Origin of the sequence: Kribbella sp. NPDC050470, from assembly GCF_044458365.1 — a bacterium.
In the GTDB taxonomy this organism is placed as follows: Bacteria; Actinomycetota; Actinomycetes; order Propionibacteriales; family Kribbellaceae; genus Kribbella.
On the sequence record NZ_JBITHV010000009.1, the window covers coordinates 112,120 to 128,403 of the forward strand.

Consider the following 16,284-nt stretch of genomic DNA (forward strand, 5'->3'; position numbering starts at 1 on the left):
GAGGTGGCGGGTGGTTCAGTTGCCGTCAGGCCTGAGCGAGTCGCTCAGCTGGTTGTCCGGTGAGGTTGGCGATGAGTTCGAAGTCCTTGTCCACGTGAAGTAGGACCAAGCCGGTCTGCTCTGCCGTGGCGGCGATCAGCAGGTCTGCGACTGACGGCGCTCGATGCTGGCCGGCGGACGCGAGTTGCGACTGGACGACGACAGCGCGGCGCTCGATCGCAGGGGTCGCGTTTTCCACCGGCATCGCGGCGATGGGCGGCTGCTGCACGAGAGACCGGTGCTCGTCTGCGGATCGGGCCGAAAAGCCGACCTCGAGCAGGGTCACGGTGGTGATGTGCACGAGCCCGCGGTTGATGCGGTTCGCCCACTCCTCCCGATCGGGAGCAGTGCTCAGGCGCACCAAGGCCGACTTGTCGATCAGCCAGCGCCGGGAGTCGACGGCCGGCGTCATGACCAGGCCTGGTCCATGATGTCAGGGTCGTCCAGATCGCGGGCCAGGTTCGAGAATCGCTCCAGATCGGCAACGGTCACGGCAACCTCCGAGCGCCCGGCCTCCTGGCTGAGCAGTCGGCGCAGATACTCGCTCCTGGACAGCCCCAGGTCGGCGGCTCGGTGGTCGACAACCGCCAGCACTTCGTCGGGGACATCGCGAATGAGAACGTCACTCATGGCGTTACCTCCTACCTGATATCCGATGATATCAGCGCCGGAACTCGGCGGCGTGTTCTTCGGACCACTGGGCGAAGGTTAGGGCGGGGCGGCCGGTGAGTTGGGGGACTGTGGGGGTTACGGGCTCGGGGTTGTTGATGAGGGAGGCCCAGTAGGTGAGGGCGGAGTCCGCGAGGGTTGGGTCGGCGCCTTGGGCGAGCATGGCCTGGCGGGCGTCCGCGGCTGAGAGCTCCTCGACTCGCATTTCCTTGCCGATGGTGCGCGCGATGGTCTGCACCTGCTCGGCCTGGGTGAGGACCTCGGGGCCGGTCACTTCGTAGGTCTGCCCGATGTGGTGGTCGCTCAGCAGACTGAGTACGGCGACCGCGGCGATGTCACGCTCGTGGATCAGGGAACGCCCGGCCTGCGGCGACGGCAGCCGTACGACGTCGCCACTCCGGAACTGGTCCGCCCACGTCTGCGCGTTCACCGCGAACCCGCCCGGCCGGACGCACGTCCAGTCCTTGCCCGCCTTCCGCAACAGCTCCTCGACATCGCCCCACATGCCACCGGACGCCGCGTTCAACGACGACAGGAATGCCACGCGTTGCGGGAGCTCTGCGACGATCGGCTCCGCTCCCTCGGAGCTGTACGACGGCCACAGGAGGAAGGCGGCGTCCGCGCCGGCCGCGGCACGCCGTACTGCTGACGGGTCGTAGATGTCGCCCTGGACGAGTTCGACGTCCGGCGGGAGATTGGCGGCTTCCGGCGTACGGACCAGGGCCCGGACGTGGACTCCGGCGGCTTGCAGCCCGGCGACGACATGACGGCCGACGCGGCCGGTGGCTCCGGTGACGAGAATGTTGGTCATGTCCACAGCCTTTGACCTCAACGTTGGTTGAGGTCAAGCCGAACTCGGTAGGGTGCCGTCATGGTCGAGTTCGTGGTGCGGGTGGTCGGCGTCATCGTCGCCTTCCTGGTGGCGCCCTTGCTGGTCGGTCAGGCCGAGCACAAGGTGATGGCGCACATGCAGTCGCGGCTCGGCCCGATGTACGCCGGCGCCTTCCACGGCTGGGCGCAGCTGGTCGCGGACGGCGTGAAGTTCGTCCAGAAGGAGAGCGTGGTCCCGGCCGCCGCGGACCGGCGGGTGTTCGAGTGGGCCCCGATCGTCGCGATCCTGCCGTACCTGGCTGCGATCGCCGCTATCCCGCTGGCGCCCGGCATCGTCGGCGCGGACCTCGACTCCGGGCTGTTCTTCGTGCTCGCCGTGATGAGCATCGGCGTTCTCGGCTCGCTGATGGCGGGCTGGGGCAGCGGCAACAAGTACAGCCTGCTCGGCGGGCTGCGCGTCGCCGCCCAGCTGATGAGCTACGAGCTGCCGTTCGTGTTGTCCGCGGCGAGCGTCGCGGTCGCGGCGGGTTCGCTGAGCCTGACCGGGATCGCGGAGGCGTGGAACCCGTGGTGGCTGCTCTGGCAGCTGCCCGGCCTGGTCGTGTTCTTCATCGCCGGCCTGGCCGAGCTCCAGCGGCCGCCGTTCGACATGCCGGTCGCCGACTCCGAGGTGATCTTCGGCCCGTACACCGAGTACACCGGCCTGCGGTTCGCGATGTTCCTGCTCGCCGAGTACGCCGGGATCGTCATCCTGGCCGGCCTCACCACGGTGCTGTTCCTCGGCGGCTGGAGCGGGCCGGGCCCGGACTCGATCGGCTGGATCTGGTCGATCCTGAAGATCGCGTTCGTGTCGGTGGTGGTGATCTGGGTGCGGGTCTCGTTCCCGCGGCTGCGCGCCGACCAGCTCCAGAAGCTGGCATGGCAGGGCCTCGTGCCGGTGGCGCTGCTCCAGCTCGCGCTCACCGGCATCGGGGTCACCATCTTCTAAGGGGTTGCCAGCGCCTCGGTCGGCGAGAGGCGGGAAGCGCGGATCGCCGGGTAGAGGCCGGCCAGGCCGCCGATCACCAGCGTTGCCGCGACACCGCCGGCCAGCGCCCACAGTGGGATCACCGTGAGCCAGTTCTGGTACGACGCATAGCCCGCACTGACTGCAGATCCGAGCAGCGCTCCGCCGACGCCGCCGAGTGCGGACAGCAGCAGCGACTCGGTCAGGAACTGGGTCCGGATCTGACTGCGGGTCGCGCCGAGCGACCGCCGCAAGCCGATCTCCGCCCGGCGTTCCAGCACCGAGATCACCATGATGTTCGCGACTCCGACCCCGCCGACGAGCAACGCGACCGCGCCGAGGCCGAGCAGCAGCCCGGTGAACGCCTCACCCGCGGCCTGCTTGGCGGCCAGCGCGTCCGAAGGCCGCGACACCTCGACCTCGTTCGGCGCCTCCGGGTTGGCCGTTGCCCCGAGCACCGACCGGACCGACTCCACCTGCGCGTCGTCCGACCGGGTGTAAATCGTCGTCGGATGCCCGTCGAAGGCGAGCGTGGTGTCCGCGGCCGGCCAGCCCATCAGCGCGGCACTGTCCAGCTCGGGCGCCAGCGCGGCCGGCTCGAGGATGCCGAGCACCGTGAACCACTTGTTGCCGATCAGCACCTGGGTGTCCGGGCTCGCCCTGGTGATGCCGAGCCGCTCGGCGGCGCTCGCCCCGAGCACGGTCGCCGGATAGCGGCCGGTCGCCGCGTCGAGCCACTTGCCACTCCGCACAGTCGCGCCGATCGTGTCGAGCAGGTTGGTGCGGGCGGCGTACGCGATGATCCCGTTGGTCTCGACGTCCGGGATCTTGTCGCTGCGGTACACCGGCACGTCGTCGACCCGGCCGACCGCCGACTGCGCCCGGACCGGGCGGATCCGGCCGACCATCGCCTCCGCGGTCAGCGGCAGCTGCGCCTGTTCGCCGGTCAGTCGGGTGCCCGGTGCGACCGTGAGCAGGTTGGTGCCGAGGGCATCGAGTTGGTTGTCCAGCTCGGCCCGCGACGAGGACGAGATGCCGACCACCGCGACCATCGCGGCGATCCCGATCGCGATGCCCAGCGCGGACAGGAAGACCCGCATCGGCCGGGTGCGCAACCCGACCGCCCCGACCCGGACGACGTCCCGCGGCCAGAGCTTCGCCGGTTTCAGCTCGCTCATGCGTGCACCTCCTCGATGATCCGGCCGTCCCGCATCCGGACCTGGCGGGGGAGTGACGCAGCGATGTCCCGGTCGTGCGTGATGATGACGACCGTCGTACCGCTCGCGTGCAGGTCGCGCAGCAACTGCATCACTCCGGCGCCGGACGCCGAGTCCAGCGCCCCGGTCGGCTCGTCGGCCAGCAGTACCGCGGGTTCGCCGGCGACGGCCCGGGCCACGGCGACCCGTTGCCGTTCGCCACCGGAGAGCTCGTGCGGTTCGTGGTCCATCCGGTGGCCGAGGCCGACCCGCTCCAGAGCTGCCGCTGCGCGCTTCCGCCGTACCGACGGTCGGAGTCCGGAGTAGAGGAGTCCGTCGGCGACGTTGTCGAGGGCGCGTACGCCGGAGGCCAGGTGGAACTGCTGGAAGACAAAGCCGATCCGGGTCGCCCGCAGCGCGGACAGACCCGAGTCGGACAGCCGCGCCACGTCGTACTTGTCGATCCGGACGGTGCCGGAGGTCGGCCGGTCCAGCGTGCCGAGGACGTTGAGCATCGTCGACTTGCCCGAGCCGGACGGCCCGACGATCGCGACCAGCTCGCCGCGGGCAATCCGCAGACTGACCCCGCCGAGGGCAGCGACCCCGCCTGAGTACACCTTGGTCACCTCGGTCAGCTCGATCACTTCGGGATCCCCACCACGGTGCCGGCCTTGATCCCGGCGCCGCTGACCTCGACCTGGCCGTTCGCGAACAGGCCCGTCTTGACCGGCACGTAGCTGGACGCCGTGCCGTCGGTGACCTCGAGCCCGAAGCCGCCTTCGCGCAGCGCGACCAGGGCGGCGACCGGGACGGTCAGCACGTTCTTGCGTTCGGAGGCGGTGAACGTGACGTCGACCGACGCCAGCGCCCAGGCGGCAACCGCCTTCTGGTCGTCGACGGCAACGATGACCTCGACCTTGGTCTCCGGGTCCTTGTCCTGGCTCTCGGCCGGGATGATCACCGTCGAGACCTTCTCTACCCGGCCCGGCACGACCTTGCCGTCGGGCAGGGTGATGTCGACCTTCGACTTCGGCTTCGCCAGCCGCTGGTCCGCGGCGTCGAGCTGAACCGTAACGGCCTTCGTCGTGCCGGTGTAGGTGAGGACGTTCTGGTTCGGGCCGAGCGGCGAGCCCTCCTGGGCCGCGACACTGTCCACCCGGATGTGGCCCGGTGCGAACAGCACACTGCCGAGCTCGACGATCCCGGTCTCGTCCAGCCCGAGGTCTTCCTGCCACTCCTCCACAGCCTCGGCTGTGGCGTCGGTGTACTCGTCGTCGACGGTGAAGCCGGTGTAGCCCATCGCATTGAGATTCTGCTCGAGCTGCAAGACGTCCTGGCCCTCACTGCCGTCCAGCAGTCGCCTGTAGGCCGGCAGAGCGCCGTACAGGAGCGTCGTGGGCTTGTTGTCCACGCTGTAGACGGTCTCGCCGCGCTTCAGCTCCTGCCCACTGTCCGGTACGGCGGTGATCGTGCCGGCGGCGCGGTTGACCGCGGCGGACGTCGTACCGAAGCCGAGCTCGCCGTCGGCTGTCTCGGTGTCCTTCAGCGTCTGCTGGGTGACCTTGGTGGTGTTGACGGGGAGTGCGACGGCGGCCTGGTCTGCTGCCTGGCTGGTGTCGCCCCGGTTCACCAGAAAGGCGCTTGCTGCCCCTCCGGCGGCCAGGACGACCACAGCGGTCAGTGCTCGGCGCATCACTTACCCGCCAGGATGCTCTGGCAGGCGTCCTGCGCCTTCTGGAAGTCGGGGTCGTCGGCCACGCCCGGGCCGATCATGATGCCGCGCTGGCCCGGCTTCGGGTCCGGGAACTTCTCCACGCCGTTCTCCCGCATGCAAACGGCGTACTTGCGGCCGTTCTCCTCCTGCTGCGGGTTCGATCCGGCCTGGCCCTGCGGGTTGAGCTCCTTGCACGCCTCCATCGCCTGCTGGACCTTCTCCTGCGTCACGCCGGAGTTCCGGTCGAACTTCAGCATCGGGCCCTTGCCCGGCTCGGGGTCCGGCACGTTCAGGCCCTGCTCGCGCAGGCACTGGGTGAACTTGATCGCCATCTCGTCCCGGCTCAGGCTCGGCGTGTTGCTCGGCGCGGTCGCCTGCGCCTGGGCCCCGGTGCCGGACGCCACCTGGTTGTCGGGCTCCTCCGAGCCGCAGCCGGTCAGCAGTACGACGGCCGCCAGCGCTGCCGCGGCCAGAGTGGTCTTGCGCATCACACATCTCCTCGGTGTCGGTTCTGGCCGCCCAGCCTTCGCCGCGAGCCGTTTCCCTGCCGTTTCCGAGCCCGATAACACGGAGGAAACACGCGCGTCGGGGATCATGGGAGGCGTGCGTGTGCTGGTGGTCGAGGACGAACCGTTGCTGGCGGCAGCGATCGCGGAGTGGTTGCGCGACGACTCTCATGCCGTCGACGTGGCCGGCGACGGCGGCTCCGCGCTGGAACGGCTGACCGTGAACGAGTACGACGTACTCGTGCTGGACCGCGACATCCCGGTCGTCCACGGCGACGAGGTGTGCCGGCGGCTGGTGGAGTCCGGGTCGGCCACGCGGGTGCTGATGCTGACGGCCGCGGCTGCTGTCACGGACCGGGTCTTCGGGCTCGGGCTGGGTGCGGACGACTACCTGACGAAGCCGTTCGCGTTTGCCGAGCTGGCGGCCCGGGTGCTCGCGTTGGGGCGCCGGAGTCGGCCGGCTGATCCGCCCGTCCTGCGTCGTGCCGGGGTGACGCTGGACCCGGCTCGGCACGAGGTGTTCCGGGACGGTCGGTACGTACCACTGTCGAAGAAGGAGTTCGCCGTACTGGCGGAACTGCTGCGAGCCGACGGCGCGACCGTCTCGGCCGAACAACTGCTGGAGAAGGCATGGGACGAGCACGTGGATCCGTTCACCGGGGCGGTCCGGCTGACCATCCTGAAGCTACGGCGGAAGCTGGGGGAGCCGGGGCTGGTGGAGACAGTCACTGGCGTCGGCTACCGCATCCCATGAAGCGGCTGACGCTGCGGGGACGGCTGACCCTGATCTACGGCGGTCTGTTCCTGGTCGCTGGGGTGCTGCTGCTCGGGGTGACGTATGTGCTCTTCAGCAACAACCTCACCGGCGGCTACCGCGTGCTGGTGCAGGGGACGTACGTCAGCACTCCCGGAGCCACGCCGAAGTCGCCGAACCAGTTGTTCGTGCTGAACAAGAACGGCGACTCGCTGGCGGGTGACGCCGCGGAGAAGGTCATCCAGGAGCAGCGGGAACAGGTCCGGCAGGCGGCGATCAAGTCCTTGCTCACCCAGGGCAGCATCGCGCTGGTCGTGGTCGGCGGACTGGCCGCCGGCTTTGGCTGGCTGGTCGCGGGACGCGTGCTGGCGCCCCTGCACCGAGTCACCGACACCGCACGCCGCATCGCCGCGTCACCAGCGGCCCTGCACGAGCGGATCGCGCTACGCGGGCCTGACGACGAGGTGAAGAACCTGGCCGACGCCTTCGACACCATGGTCGAGCGGCTGGACCACTCCTTCGACGGCCAGCGCCGATTCGTCGCCAACGCCTCCCACGAGCTGCGTACGCCGCTCACCCTCGGGCGGGCCCTGGTCGAGGTGGCGATGCACCGCCGTACCGCGTCCGCGGACGTGCAGGAACTCGGCGAGAGCCTGCTCACGATCAACGCCCGGCACGAGCAACTCATCGACGGCCTGCTGATCCTGGCCGACTCCGAGAAACAACTCACCACCGTCTACCCGGTCAACCTCGGCGACATCGTCACCCACGTCGCCGGCCAACTCTCCGCCGAGGCATCATCCGCCGGCGTCGAGCTGATCCGCGGCCCCGGCGACGCCCCTACCCGCGGCGACGCCCTCCTCCTCGAACGCCTCGTCCACAACCTCGTGGAGAACGGCATCCGCCACAACGCGGACCGCCCTGCCTCAGCGGACCGCCAGGCCTCAGCGGACCGCCCGGCCTCAGCGGACCGGCACGCGACAGCGGACCGCTGGGCCTCAGGGGACCGCCAGGCCACCACAACCGAGCCGCGACCGGACGACCAGGCGGGCGGCGGCGGGACATCATCGAATGTGATGGCGTGGCGGTCCGAGCCGGCGGCCGACCGCTGGGTCCGCGTCGTCAGCAAGACGGTCGGCGACCATGCCGTGATCACTGTCACCAACACTGGCCCCGACATCCCGCCGTACGAAGTCGAATCCCTCTTCAAACCCTTCTACCGCCTGGGCGCCGAACGCCTGGTAGGCGGCAAAGGCGCCGGCCTGGGCCTCTCGATCGTCCGCTCAGTAGCCGAAGCCCACCACGGAACCGTCACCGCCACCCCCCGCCCAGGCGGCGGCCTGGAAATCACCGTGCGCCTACCTGCCGACCCGGCCTAACCACGACACCGCTCCCGTCCGCCTGACACGAGCAAGGACACCGCTACGCGGCGGCTGCCCTTCGGCCGCCTGCGGCGGCGCCGCGAACTGTGATCCCGGCTGCTGTGCTCGGCGAACAACTGTCGACGGTGGGTGCGTCGGTACGCGGGATCTGCCGCGGTGCCTCCTCCAGGATCAAGCGGGGCCGACGCCGCGTAGAGGACATCGGTACGCGGCGGCTGTTGTCGGTGCCATACGCGGGTGCTGCGAAGTGTCGTACCGACCGCTGTAGTCGGCGAACAAGCTGGCGAGGAGGCGCTCGTCAGGCCGACTCGAGCACGGGGCAGCTTGACCGGCGTCAGCTCGGCCGGATCGCGAGCCGGTGGCGGAGTTGATCCCGGCTGGGGATGCGCGGGCTGCTGTCGGGTGGGGGTGGTTGGAAATAGTGTGTTGTTGCCTGTCGATGGGAGGTGTGGGTGTTCGTGTAGGGGGTGGAAGGACTCTCGTCGGAGGTGGGTATGAATCAGTATTTGCTCAGCATTTATCAGCCGGATGGGCCGGCGCCGGAGCCGGAGTTTCTGGAGCCGGTGATGCGGGAGTTGGGGGCGTTGAACGAGGAGATGCGGGCGGCGGGCGTGTGGGTGTTCGCGGCCGGGTTGCATCCGCCGGAGACTGCGACCGTGCTGAAGGCGTCGGGGGACGAGGTGCTGGTGACCGACGGGCCGTTCACCGAGGGGAAGGAGCATCTGGGCGGGTTCACCGTGATCGAGGTGGAGGACCTGGATGCGGCGCTGAGCTGGGGACGGCGGCTGGCGCAGGTGCTGAAGAGCCTGTCCATCGAGGTTCGGCCGTTCGTGACGTGACCGTCGACGTCGCGGGGGTGTTCCGGGCCGAGCACGGGCGGGCGGTCGCCGTACTGACGCGCGTGTTCGGCGACCTGGAGATCGCGGAGGACGCGGTCCAGGACGCGTTCGCGGCGGCGGTGGAGAAGTGGCCGGCGAACGGCGTACCGCCGAGTCCGGCCGGGTGGATCATCACCACCGCCCGCAACCGTGCCATCGACCGGCTGCGGCGTGAGTCGGTGCGGGAGGACAAGCACGCCCAGGCTGCGCTGCTGCATGCCGAGGCCGAACTCGTGGAGGAGGGCGCCGTGCACGACGACCGCCTCCGGCTGATCTTCACCTGCTGCCACCCGGCGCTCGCCCTCAACGTCCGGGTCGCGCTCACCCTGCGGATGCTCGGCGGCCTGACCACGGCCGAGATCGCCCACGCGTTCCTGGTCCCGGAGCCGACGATGGCGCAGCGCCTCGTCCGCGCCAAGGCGAAGATCCGCGCGGCCGGCATCCCGTACCGCGTCCCGTACGAAGCCGACCTCCCCGAACGCGTCCGCGGCGTCCTCGCCGTCGTCTACCTGATCTTCAACGAGGGGTACGCCGCCTCGTCCGGCGAGACCCTCGTCCGCGACGACCTGTGCGCCGAGGCGATCCGCCTTGGCCGACTCCTCGTCGAGCTCATGCCCGACGAGCCGGAGGCCGTCGGCCTCCTCGCCCTGATGCTCCTCCAAGCCTCCCGCCGTCCCGCCCGAGTCGCTGCGGACGGCTCCCTCGTCCGCCTGTCGGACCAGGACCGCCTGCTGTGGGACCGGTCTTTGATCGCTGAAGGCCACGAGTTGGTACGGCGCTGCCTCCGCCGCAACCAGCCCGGTCCGTACCAGCTCCAGGCGGCGATCAACGCCGTACACACCGACGCCCCGACCGCCGCGGCCACCGACTGGCCCCAGATCCTCCAGCTCTACGACCACCTGCTCACCCTCGATCCCACTCCCGTCGTAGCCCTCAACCGAGCCGTGGCCGTCGCCGAAGTCCACGGCCCCGCCGAAGCCCTCACGTTGATCGAAGACCTCGACCTAGGCGCCTACTACCTGTTCCACGCCATCCGAGCCGACCTCCTCGCCCGCCTCAACCGCCCAGCCGAGGCCCGCACCGCGTACGAGACAGCCCTCTCCCTAACCACAAACCAAGCCGAACAGACCTTCCTACGAGCCCGCCTCACCGAGCTGTAGGAACTGCGGCTGACTGTCCAGTGGTTGGTGGCACACCCGTTCACGAAGGAGCACCTGATCGGGTCGGGTCGTGGGTCTGCGGGTGCCCTCTGGCTCAGTCGTTCTTGTGTTGGTTGGAGCGGCGGCGGGCGAGGTGGGCGATGATGGCGCCGAGGTAGGCGCCGATGATGGCTGCGAAGGGGCTCATGAAGACGGCTGGATCGGTCCACTCGTAGTGGCTCGGTGCGGTGGCGAACCAGGCGAAGGCGACGTTGGCGACGACCAGCACCAGGGCGCCGATGCCGGCGCCGATCAGCGGCCAGTACCTACCCATCGTCTGACCGTAGGCGGGCGGACGGTTTGTGGGAACCCGCCGGCCCGGCGATGTTCGGTGCGGGGGCCTCGCGCGCCTACTGGTCGGCTTTGAACAGGAAATAGCCGGTTCTCGCCCACCAGTTCCTGTCCAAGGCCACGGTTCGGAGCCGATCTTGTGGGGCCTGCAGTTGTAGTTCCGGGCCGGTGGAGCGAGGACCTCCTGCTCCTACGGGACGCCGCCGACCACCGAGTAGTCGAGGGCGCGCGTGGGGGAGGCACCCGGCACGCGTGGGTGAGACACCCCGGGGTGTGGGGAAGGGGTTGAGTAGGGTCGGGTGGTGTTTGAGTTGGTTTGTGAGGTGGAGCCGCCGACGCGGCCGGATCTGAAGAAGGTGCGGCATCAGATCGGGGTGATGAGTCCGATCGCGGATGCGTTTCTGATTCCGGACAACCACATCGGGCGGGCGACCGTGTCGAGTGTCGCGGTGGCCAACGAGGTGCAGGCGATGGGGTCGCGGGGGATTGCGTGCCTCAACTCGCGGGACCGGAACCTGCTCGGGTTCCGGCGCGATCTGCTGACGGCGGCGGCGTACGGCGTGGAGCAGTTCCTGTTCGTGCACGGGGACGACCCGGCCGAGGGGGCCCGGACCAGCCAGCTGACCGTCCGGACGATGATCGAGCAGGCGCGGGGGACGTCGTACCCGGGCTGCAACCCGTTCCAGGTCGGCGCGGCGACGCGGCTGCGGCCGGTGCCGCGGTGGAAGGCGGAGGCGGACTTCCTCTACGTGCAGGTCAGCTACGACCTGGACGAGCTGCTGCGCTGGCGGGACAGCGTCGACCTGAACATGCCCGTGTACGCCGGGGTCATGGTGCTCGCGAGCGCCAAGATGGCCCACAACCTGGCGGCGCTGCCGCAGCTCAGCATCCCGGACGCCCTGATCGAGGCGGTCGAGCGGGACCCGGACGCCGGCGTCGACCATGCCTGCGAGCTGATCCTGAAGATCCGTGACTCCGGTGCCTTCAGCGGCGTTCACCTGATACCGGTGAGCCGCTACCGCCAGGTCGCCGCCCGTCTCGAGCGCGAACTCTGACGCGGGTCGCACCGGATCGGGCCGGAACCGACTAGTGTCCTGCTAACAGGGTCCTACTGACGGGAGGAGGAGGCGTGGGTGTACCTGGCAAGGGGTTGATCGAAGGGCTGAAGGTCACTGCCAAGACACTGGCCCGCCGTTCCGTCACCGAGCAGTACCCGGATGTGCAGCCGGAGCTGCCGCCGCGGACCCGGGGTGTGATCGCGCTGCTGGAGGAGAACTGCACCTCCTGCATGCTGTGCGCCCGGGAGTGCCCGAGTTGGTGCATCTACATCGACTCGCACACCGAGACCGCGCCGTCGGTCGGTGAGCAGGCGCGCGAGCGCAGCCGGAACGTGCTGGACCGGTTCGCGATCGACTTCAGCCTGTGCATGTACTGCGGGATCTGCATCGAGGCCTGCCCGTTCGACGCGCTGTTCTGGTCGCCCGAGTTCGAGTACGCCGAGACCGACATCCGGAACCTCACGCACGAGAAGGACCGGCTCCGCGACTGGATGTGGACCGTCCCGGCGCCGCAGCCGATCGATCCCGGCCCGACCGTCACGCCCGCCCCGGAGGGTGAGGCGTGACGACAGCTCTCTTCTGTGTTGCCGGAGCAGTCGCGCTCATCGCCTCCGTCTTCGTCGTCACCTCCCGCCGGATCGTGCACGCCGCGCTCTGGCTGGTCGTTGCCCTCGGCGCGGTCGCCGGCTGCTTCGGAGCGCTGCACGCCGAGTTCGTCGCGCTGGTGCAGATCCTGGTGTACGTCGGCGCGATCGTCGTACTCGTCCTGTTCGCGCTGATGCTCACGAAGGCGCCGACGAACCCGCTGCCCGGCCTGACCACCGGCCGCAGCCCGTTCGCCGCGGTCGTCGCCGGCGTGCTGGCGCTGCTCCTCGGCAGCGGCGTGGTGATTGCCTTTGGCAACGAGAAGATCGACCCGGTGCCGGACGGCTCCGCGGAGGCCGTCGGTACGGCGGTGTTCAAGACCTGGGTGCTTCCGTTCGAGGTGCTGTCGGTCCTGCTGCTGGCCGCGTTGATCGGCGCGATCGCCCTGTCCCAGCGCAAGAAGGAGGACTGACGTGCCGTTGGTTCTCCCGCTGCTGCTGGCGGTCCTGCTGTTCTGCATCGGTGTGTACGGCGTCCTCGCCCGACGGAACGCGATCACCCTGCTGATGTCGTTCGAGCTGATGCTGAACGCGGTGAACCTCAACCTGGTCGCCTTCGACGCGTGGCGGCTCGACGGTCTCGCGACCGGCCAGACGCTGGCGGTCTTCGTGATCACGCTGGCCGCGGCCGAGATCGGGCTCGGCCTGGCGATCGTGCTGCTGCTGTTCCGCGGTCACGGCCACGTCGACGCCGACGCCGCCCGCGACCTGGTCGAGCAAGACGGCCTCGCCGAGCAGGACGACCGCACCGAGCAGGAGGACCTGGTCGAGCAGGAGAAGGGCGCGACCTCATGATCGCGACCGTTTGGCGCGTGGTCGGCGTCGGATTCTCGCTGCTCGTCGTTCTGATGGCCGCCCTGCTGTACGGCGCCGCCCCCGACCAGACCAGCTTCCTGAACTCGTCGATCGGCGATCTCACCATCGGCTTCGCCGTACGCACCGACGACCTGACGGTGCTGCTGCTCGCAGTCGTCGGAGTGATCGCGTCCTGCGTCCAGGTGTACTCGCTCGGCTACCTGCACGAGCGGCCGGCGTCGTACCACGCTCTCGTCACCCTGTTCACCGCGGCGATGGTGACGGTTGTCGTCGCCGACAGCCTGTTCCTGCTGCTGATCGGGTGGGAGGTGATGGGCGCCTGCTCGTACCTGCTGATCGGTCACTACTGGGAGCGCCGCGACGCCCGCTCCGGCGCGGTCAAGGCGTTCCTGATGACCCGGCTCGGCGACGTCGGGTTCCTGTTCGGCATCTTCGTCCTCGGCGTCGGTGCCGGCACGTTCCGGATCTCCGAGCTGGATCCGGCGCAGATCTCGCCGGGTGTGCTGACGACCGGGACGCTGCTGCTCCTGGTCGGCGTGGTCGGCAAGTCGGCCCAGGTCCCGTTGCAGACCTGGCTCCCGGACGCGATGCCCGGCCCGAGCCCGGTCAGCGCGCTGATCCACGCCGCGACGATGGTTGCCGCCGGCGTCTTCGTGATCGCCCGGCTGTACGACCTGTTCTCGGCCTCCGAGACCACGATGACCGTGCTGGCGATCGTCGCCTGCGTGACGATGCTGTTCGCCGCGTTGTGCGCGATGGCCGCGGTCGAGGTGAAGCGGGTCCTCGCCTGGTCGACCGTGAGCCAGCTCGCGATCATGTTCTCCGGACTCTCGCTCGGTACGGCGGACGGCCGGCACGCAGCGCTTTTCCACCTGGTCACGCACGCCGCGTTCAAAGGCCTGCTGTTCCTCTGCGCCGGCGTCCTGCTCCACCAGGTCGGCAGCGCGGCATTCGTCGTACTGCGTCGTTACACGCGGAAGGGGCGGTTGCGGAAGGCGCTGCCGGTCACGTTCGCCACGATGACGGTCGGACTCGCCGCGCTGGCCGCCGTACCCGGGACCGCCGGGTTCTTCTCGAAGGACGCGGTGGTCGAGGCGGCCTGGGAGCACGCGCGGGACGGTTCGGCCGTCGGGTGGGTCGTGCTGGCCTCGGTGTGCCTGACCTCGGCGCTGACCGCGTTCTACTGCGTGCGGTTGTGGCTGTGGGTGTTCTTCCGGACGCCCGCGCTCGCCGGTGCGCTCGGCGCGTTCGAGGACGACGACTCGATGGCCGACCTCGAGGAGCCCGACACCTCCAAGCTCCGCGACGCGCCCTGGATCATGCTCGCGCCACTCGTGCTGCTCGCGGTCGCCTCGGTCGTCCTCGGGTACGTCGACGGCGTCCACCTCAACTGGGTCGTCGGGCTGGTGACGACCGCACTCGTGGTGATCGGTGCGATTCCGGCGTACTCACTGTGGACGCGGGGTGCTGATCCGCGGCCCGTGGTACTGGAGCGTGAGTTCGGCGTCGACCCGTTGTACCACCGGCTGTTCGCCGTGCCGGCGCGCTGGCTGGCGCGGCTGACGGTGGCTGGGGATCGGGACGTGATCGGGGCGTACGTGCGGGCGACCGGACGCACCGGGACGCTGGCTTCGCAAGGATTCCGGCTGCTGCAGACCGGGAACGTGCAGACCTACCTGACGGCCGCAGTCGTCGGTGTCGTCGCGCTGGCTGTGCTTGCCGGGGTGATCGGCTCGTGAACGCGATCTTGCTGGGGATCCTGGCGCTGCCGTTGCTCGCAGCCCTTGCGTTGTGGGCGGTTCCGGCCACGCTCGGCGACCGGTTGGCCGCGCTTTACGGATCGGTGATCTCCGGACTCGTGCTCGTCGGCTCGCTGCTGCTCTGGCCGCGGACCGAAGGGTGGTTCGCGTACACGCCATTGCAGAACGAGATGCTCGGCGACGACGGCAGACCGTTGCATGCGGTCACCAACGTGCCGTGGATTCCGTCGCTCGGGGTACGTTTCCACGTCGGGGTGGACTCGATCTCGATGCCGCTGATCGTGCTGACCGCGCTGCTGACCTTCCTGTGCTGCCTCTACTCGTTGCGGATCACGCCACGGATCGGCCGGACCCGGTCGCTGGTCGCGCTGCTGCTGGTGATCGAGGCCGGTGTGATCGGCACCTTCTCCGCGATGGACCTGGTGCTGTTCTTCGTCTGCTTCGAGATCGTGCTGATCCCGATGTGGCTTGTCATCGACATCTGGGGTGACGAGCACGACCGGGCCGGGCGCAAGCGGGCCGCGACGACGTTCGTGCTGATGACCGTGCTCGGCTCCGCGCTGATGCTGGTCGGCTTCCTGCTCGTCTACCGGCAGGCCGGGACCTTCGACATCGTCCGGCTGACCAACTCGCCGGTGCTCGGCGGCCATGGCGTCCCGCTGGCCGCGGCCGTGCTGATCGCGGTCGGCCTGGCCGTGAAGGTGCCGCTGTGGCCGCTGCACATCTGGCTGCCGGACGCGCACGCGAAGGCGCCGACGGTCGGATCGGTCCTGCTCGCCGGGGTCTTGCTGAAGCTCGGCACGTACGGCCTGATCCGGATCCTGGTCCCGGTGCTACCGGATGCGACCGTCGCGATCGCGCCGTACCTGGCCGGGTTCTCGACCGTGGCGATCGTCGCGGGATCGCTGGCGTGCCTGGCGCAGACCGACGTGAAGCGGCTGATCGCATACTCGAGCGTCGGCCACATGGGTTTCATCGGGCTGGGGATCGCGACGCTGTCGCCGGCCGGCCTGCGCGGGGCGCTGTTCGCGAACATCGCGCACGGCATCATCACCGGCTTGCTGTTCTTCCTGGCCGGCGCGATCAAGGACCGGCACGACACCAGCGACCTGCGGGCGATCGGGCGGGCGCTGTACGCCCGGCTGCCGCGGATCGGTGCGCTGCTGACGTTCGCCTCCCTGGCCTCGCTCGGGCTGCCCGGGCTGGCCGGATTCTGGGGCGAGATGCTGGTCCTGCTCGGCGCCTACGAACCGGCCGACGTGTTGCCGCGGGCAACCTACCTGGTGTTCATGGTGATCGCCGGGCTCGGGACCGTGCTGACCGCGGCGTACTTCCTCCGGTTGGTCCGCAACCTCTGCCAGGGTGATCCCGCCGAGCACCCGGCCACCGCGTTCGCGGTCGACCTGAGCCGGATCGAGCTGGTCACCTGGGCGCCGCTGATCGTCCTGACCGTCCTGCTCGGCGTCTGGCCCGGTCTACTCCTGCACCAATGGAGCAGCCTGTGACTGTGTTGAATGCCGCGCCTCCGGCGCGGGGGCCAT

At 69.4% G+C, this 16,284-nt stretch carries 18 protein-coding genes and 1 pseudogene; 11 read left to right on the forward strand and 8 right to left on the reverse strand.

Going from position 1 to position 16,284, the window contains the following annotated elements; all coding sequences use genetic code 11:
- Positions 1–25: 25 nt before the first annotated feature.
- From ACIBGM_RS27315 to ACIBGM_RS27325, 3 genes are read right to left on the reverse strand one after another with little or no spacing between them, the layout of a single operon-like run.
- Positions 26–451, reverse strand: coding sequence for a PIN domain nuclease (locus ACIBGM_RS27315; RefSeq protein WP_360525570.1), 426 nt, complete (start codon positions 449–451; stop codon positions 26–28).
- On the reverse strand, positions 448–669 hold the full coding sequence (locus ACIBGM_RS27320) for a ribbon-helix-helix protein, CopG family (RefSeq protein WP_360525567.1): 222 nt from the start codon (positions 667–669) through the stop codon (positions 448–450). Before ACIBGM_RS27320 ends, ACIBGM_RS27315 begins: the two co-directional genes overlap by 4 nt.
- Positions 670–700: 31 nt before the next feature.
- Positions 701–1,519, reverse strand: a complete 819-nt coding sequence (locus ACIBGM_RS27325; protein ID WP_396387133.1) for an SDR family oxidoreductase — start codon at positions 1,517–1,519, stop codon at positions 701–703.
- Between the two features lie 60 nt (positions 1,520–1,579).
- Between ACIBGM_RS27325 and ACIBGM_RS27330 the strand changes: the two genes are divergently transcribed.
- The gene (locus ACIBGM_RS27330) at positions 1,580–2,527 is read left to right on the forward strand and encodes an NADH-quinone oxidoreductase subunit H (protein WP_396387134.1); all 948 of its coding nucleotides are present in this window, start codon (positions 1,580–1,582) and stop codon (positions 2,525–2,527) included.
- Here the strand turns inward: ACIBGM_RS27330 and ACIBGM_RS27335 are convergent.
- Genes ACIBGM_RS27335 through ACIBGM_RS27350 form a run of 4 tightly spaced genes read right to left on the reverse strand, consistent with a single transcriptional unit; the run spans position 2,524 to position 5,943 of the window.
- Positions 2,524–3,723 (reverse strand): ABC transporter permease, encoded by a 1,200-nt coding sequence (locus ACIBGM_RS27335; RefSeq protein ID WP_396387135.1) that lies wholly within the window; start codon positions 3,721–3,723, stop codon positions 2,524–2,526. The genes ACIBGM_RS27330 and ACIBGM_RS27335 overlap by 4 nt on opposite strands.
- Positions 3,720–4,385: an ABC transporter ATP-binding protein gene (locus ACIBGM_RS27340; protein WP_360525555.1), complete on the reverse strand. Its 666-nt coding sequence runs from the start codon at positions 4,383–4,385 to the stop codon at positions 3,720–3,722. Before ACIBGM_RS27340 ends, ACIBGM_RS27335 begins: the two co-directional genes overlap by 4 nt.
- Positions 4,382–5,434 (reverse strand): peptidoglycan-binding protein, encoded by a 1,053-nt coding sequence (locus tag ACIBGM_RS27345; RefSeq protein ID WP_396387136.1) that lies wholly within the window; start codon positions 5,432–5,434, stop codon positions 4,382–4,384. The genes ACIBGM_RS27340 and ACIBGM_RS27345 overlap by 4 nt, the downstream gene beginning before the upstream one ends.
- Positions 5,434–5,943, reverse strand: coding sequence for a hypothetical protein (locus tag ACIBGM_RS27350; RefSeq protein ID WP_360525549.1), 510 nt, complete (start codon positions 5,941–5,943; stop codon positions 5,434–5,436). The genes ACIBGM_RS27345 and ACIBGM_RS27350 overlap by 1 nt, the downstream gene beginning before the upstream one ends.
- Positions 5,944–6,058: 115 nt before the next feature.
- On the opposite strand from ACIBGM_RS27350, the gene ACIBGM_RS27355 reads away from it, so the two are divergent.
- The 4 genes from ACIBGM_RS27355 (at position 6,059) to ACIBGM_RS27370 (ending at position 10,135) form a co-directional block, all read left to right on the forward strand.
- Positions 6,059–6,715, forward strand: coding sequence for a response regulator transcription factor (locus tag ACIBGM_RS27355; RefSeq protein ID WP_360525546.1), 657 nt, complete (start codon positions 6,059–6,061; stop codon positions 6,713–6,715).
- Positions 6,712–8,094, forward strand: a complete 1,383-nt coding sequence (locus tag ACIBGM_RS27360) for a sensor histidine kinase (RefSeq protein WP_396387137.1) — start codon at positions 6,712–6,714, stop codon at positions 8,092–8,094. The genes ACIBGM_RS27355 and ACIBGM_RS27360 overlap by 4 nt, the downstream gene beginning before the upstream one ends.
- A gap of 497 nt (positions 8,095–8,591) precedes the next feature.
- Positions 8,592–8,936, forward strand: coding sequence for a YciI family protein (locus ACIBGM_RS27365; RefSeq protein WP_396387138.1), 345 nt, complete (start codon positions 8,592–8,594; stop codon positions 8,934–8,936).
- Entirely contained in the window at positions 8,933–10,135 is a 1,203-nt protein-coding gene (locus ACIBGM_RS27370) for an RNA polymerase sigma factor (RefSeq protein WP_396387139.1), read from the forward strand. The genes ACIBGM_RS27365 and ACIBGM_RS27370 overlap by 4 nt, the downstream gene beginning before the upstream one ends.
- A 94-nt stretch (positions 10,136–10,229) precedes the next feature.
- Here ACIBGM_RS27370 and ACIBGM_RS27375 read toward each other — a convergent pair whose 3' ends face one another.
- Positions 10,230–10,448, reverse strand: a complete 219-nt coding sequence (locus tag ACIBGM_RS27375; RefSeq protein ID WP_360537902.1) for a hypothetical protein — start codon at positions 10,446–10,448, stop codon at positions 10,230–10,232.
- A gap of 319 nt (positions 10,449–10,767) precedes the next feature.
- Here ACIBGM_RS27375 and ACIBGM_RS27380 point away from each other — a divergent pair, with 319 nt between their 5' ends.
- The 6 genes and pseudogenes from ACIBGM_RS27380 to ACIBGM_RS27405 all read left to right on the forward strand — a co-directional run bounded on the left by ACIBGM_RS27380 (position 10,768) and on the right by ACIBGM_RS27405 (position 16,248).
- Entirely contained in the window at positions 10,768–11,520 is a 753-nt protein-coding gene (locus tag ACIBGM_RS27380) for a methylenetetrahydrofolate reductase (protein ID WP_396387140.1), read from the forward strand.
- A 233-nt stretch (positions 11,521–11,753) separates the two neighbouring features.
- A pseudogene (locus ACIBGM_RS27385) lies at positions 11,754–11,945 on the forward strand (4Fe-4S binding protein); the annotation flags it as partial.
- A 140-nt stretch (positions 11,946–12,085) separates the two neighbouring features.
- Positions 12,086–12,580 (forward strand): NADH-quinone oxidoreductase subunit J, encoded by a 495-nt coding sequence (locus tag ACIBGM_RS27390; protein WP_396387141.1) that lies wholly within the window; start codon positions 12,086–12,088, stop codon positions 12,578–12,580.
- A 1-nt stretch (position 12,581) separates the two neighbouring features.
- Positions 12,582–12,962 carry an NADH-quinone oxidoreductase subunit NuoK gene (gene nuoK, locus ACIBGM_RS27395; protein WP_360537896.1) on the forward strand — a complete coding sequence of 127 codons (381 nt, stop codon included), beginning with the start codon at positions 12,582–12,584 and terminating at the stop codon, positions 12,960–12,962.
- The gene (locus ACIBGM_RS27400; RefSeq protein WP_396387142.1) at positions 12,959–14,722 is read left to right on the forward strand and encodes an NADH-quinone oxidoreductase subunit L; all 1,764 of its coding nucleotides are present in this window, start codon (positions 12,959–12,961) and stop codon (positions 14,720–14,722) included. The genes nuoK and ACIBGM_RS27400 overlap by 4 nt, the downstream gene beginning before the upstream one ends.
- Entirely contained in the window at positions 14,719–16,248 is a 1,530-nt protein-coding gene (locus ACIBGM_RS27405; protein WP_396387143.1) for a NuoM family protein, read from the forward strand. The genes ACIBGM_RS27400 and ACIBGM_RS27405 overlap by 4 nt, the downstream gene beginning before the upstream one ends.
- Positions 16,249–16,284: the final 36 nt, after the last annotated feature.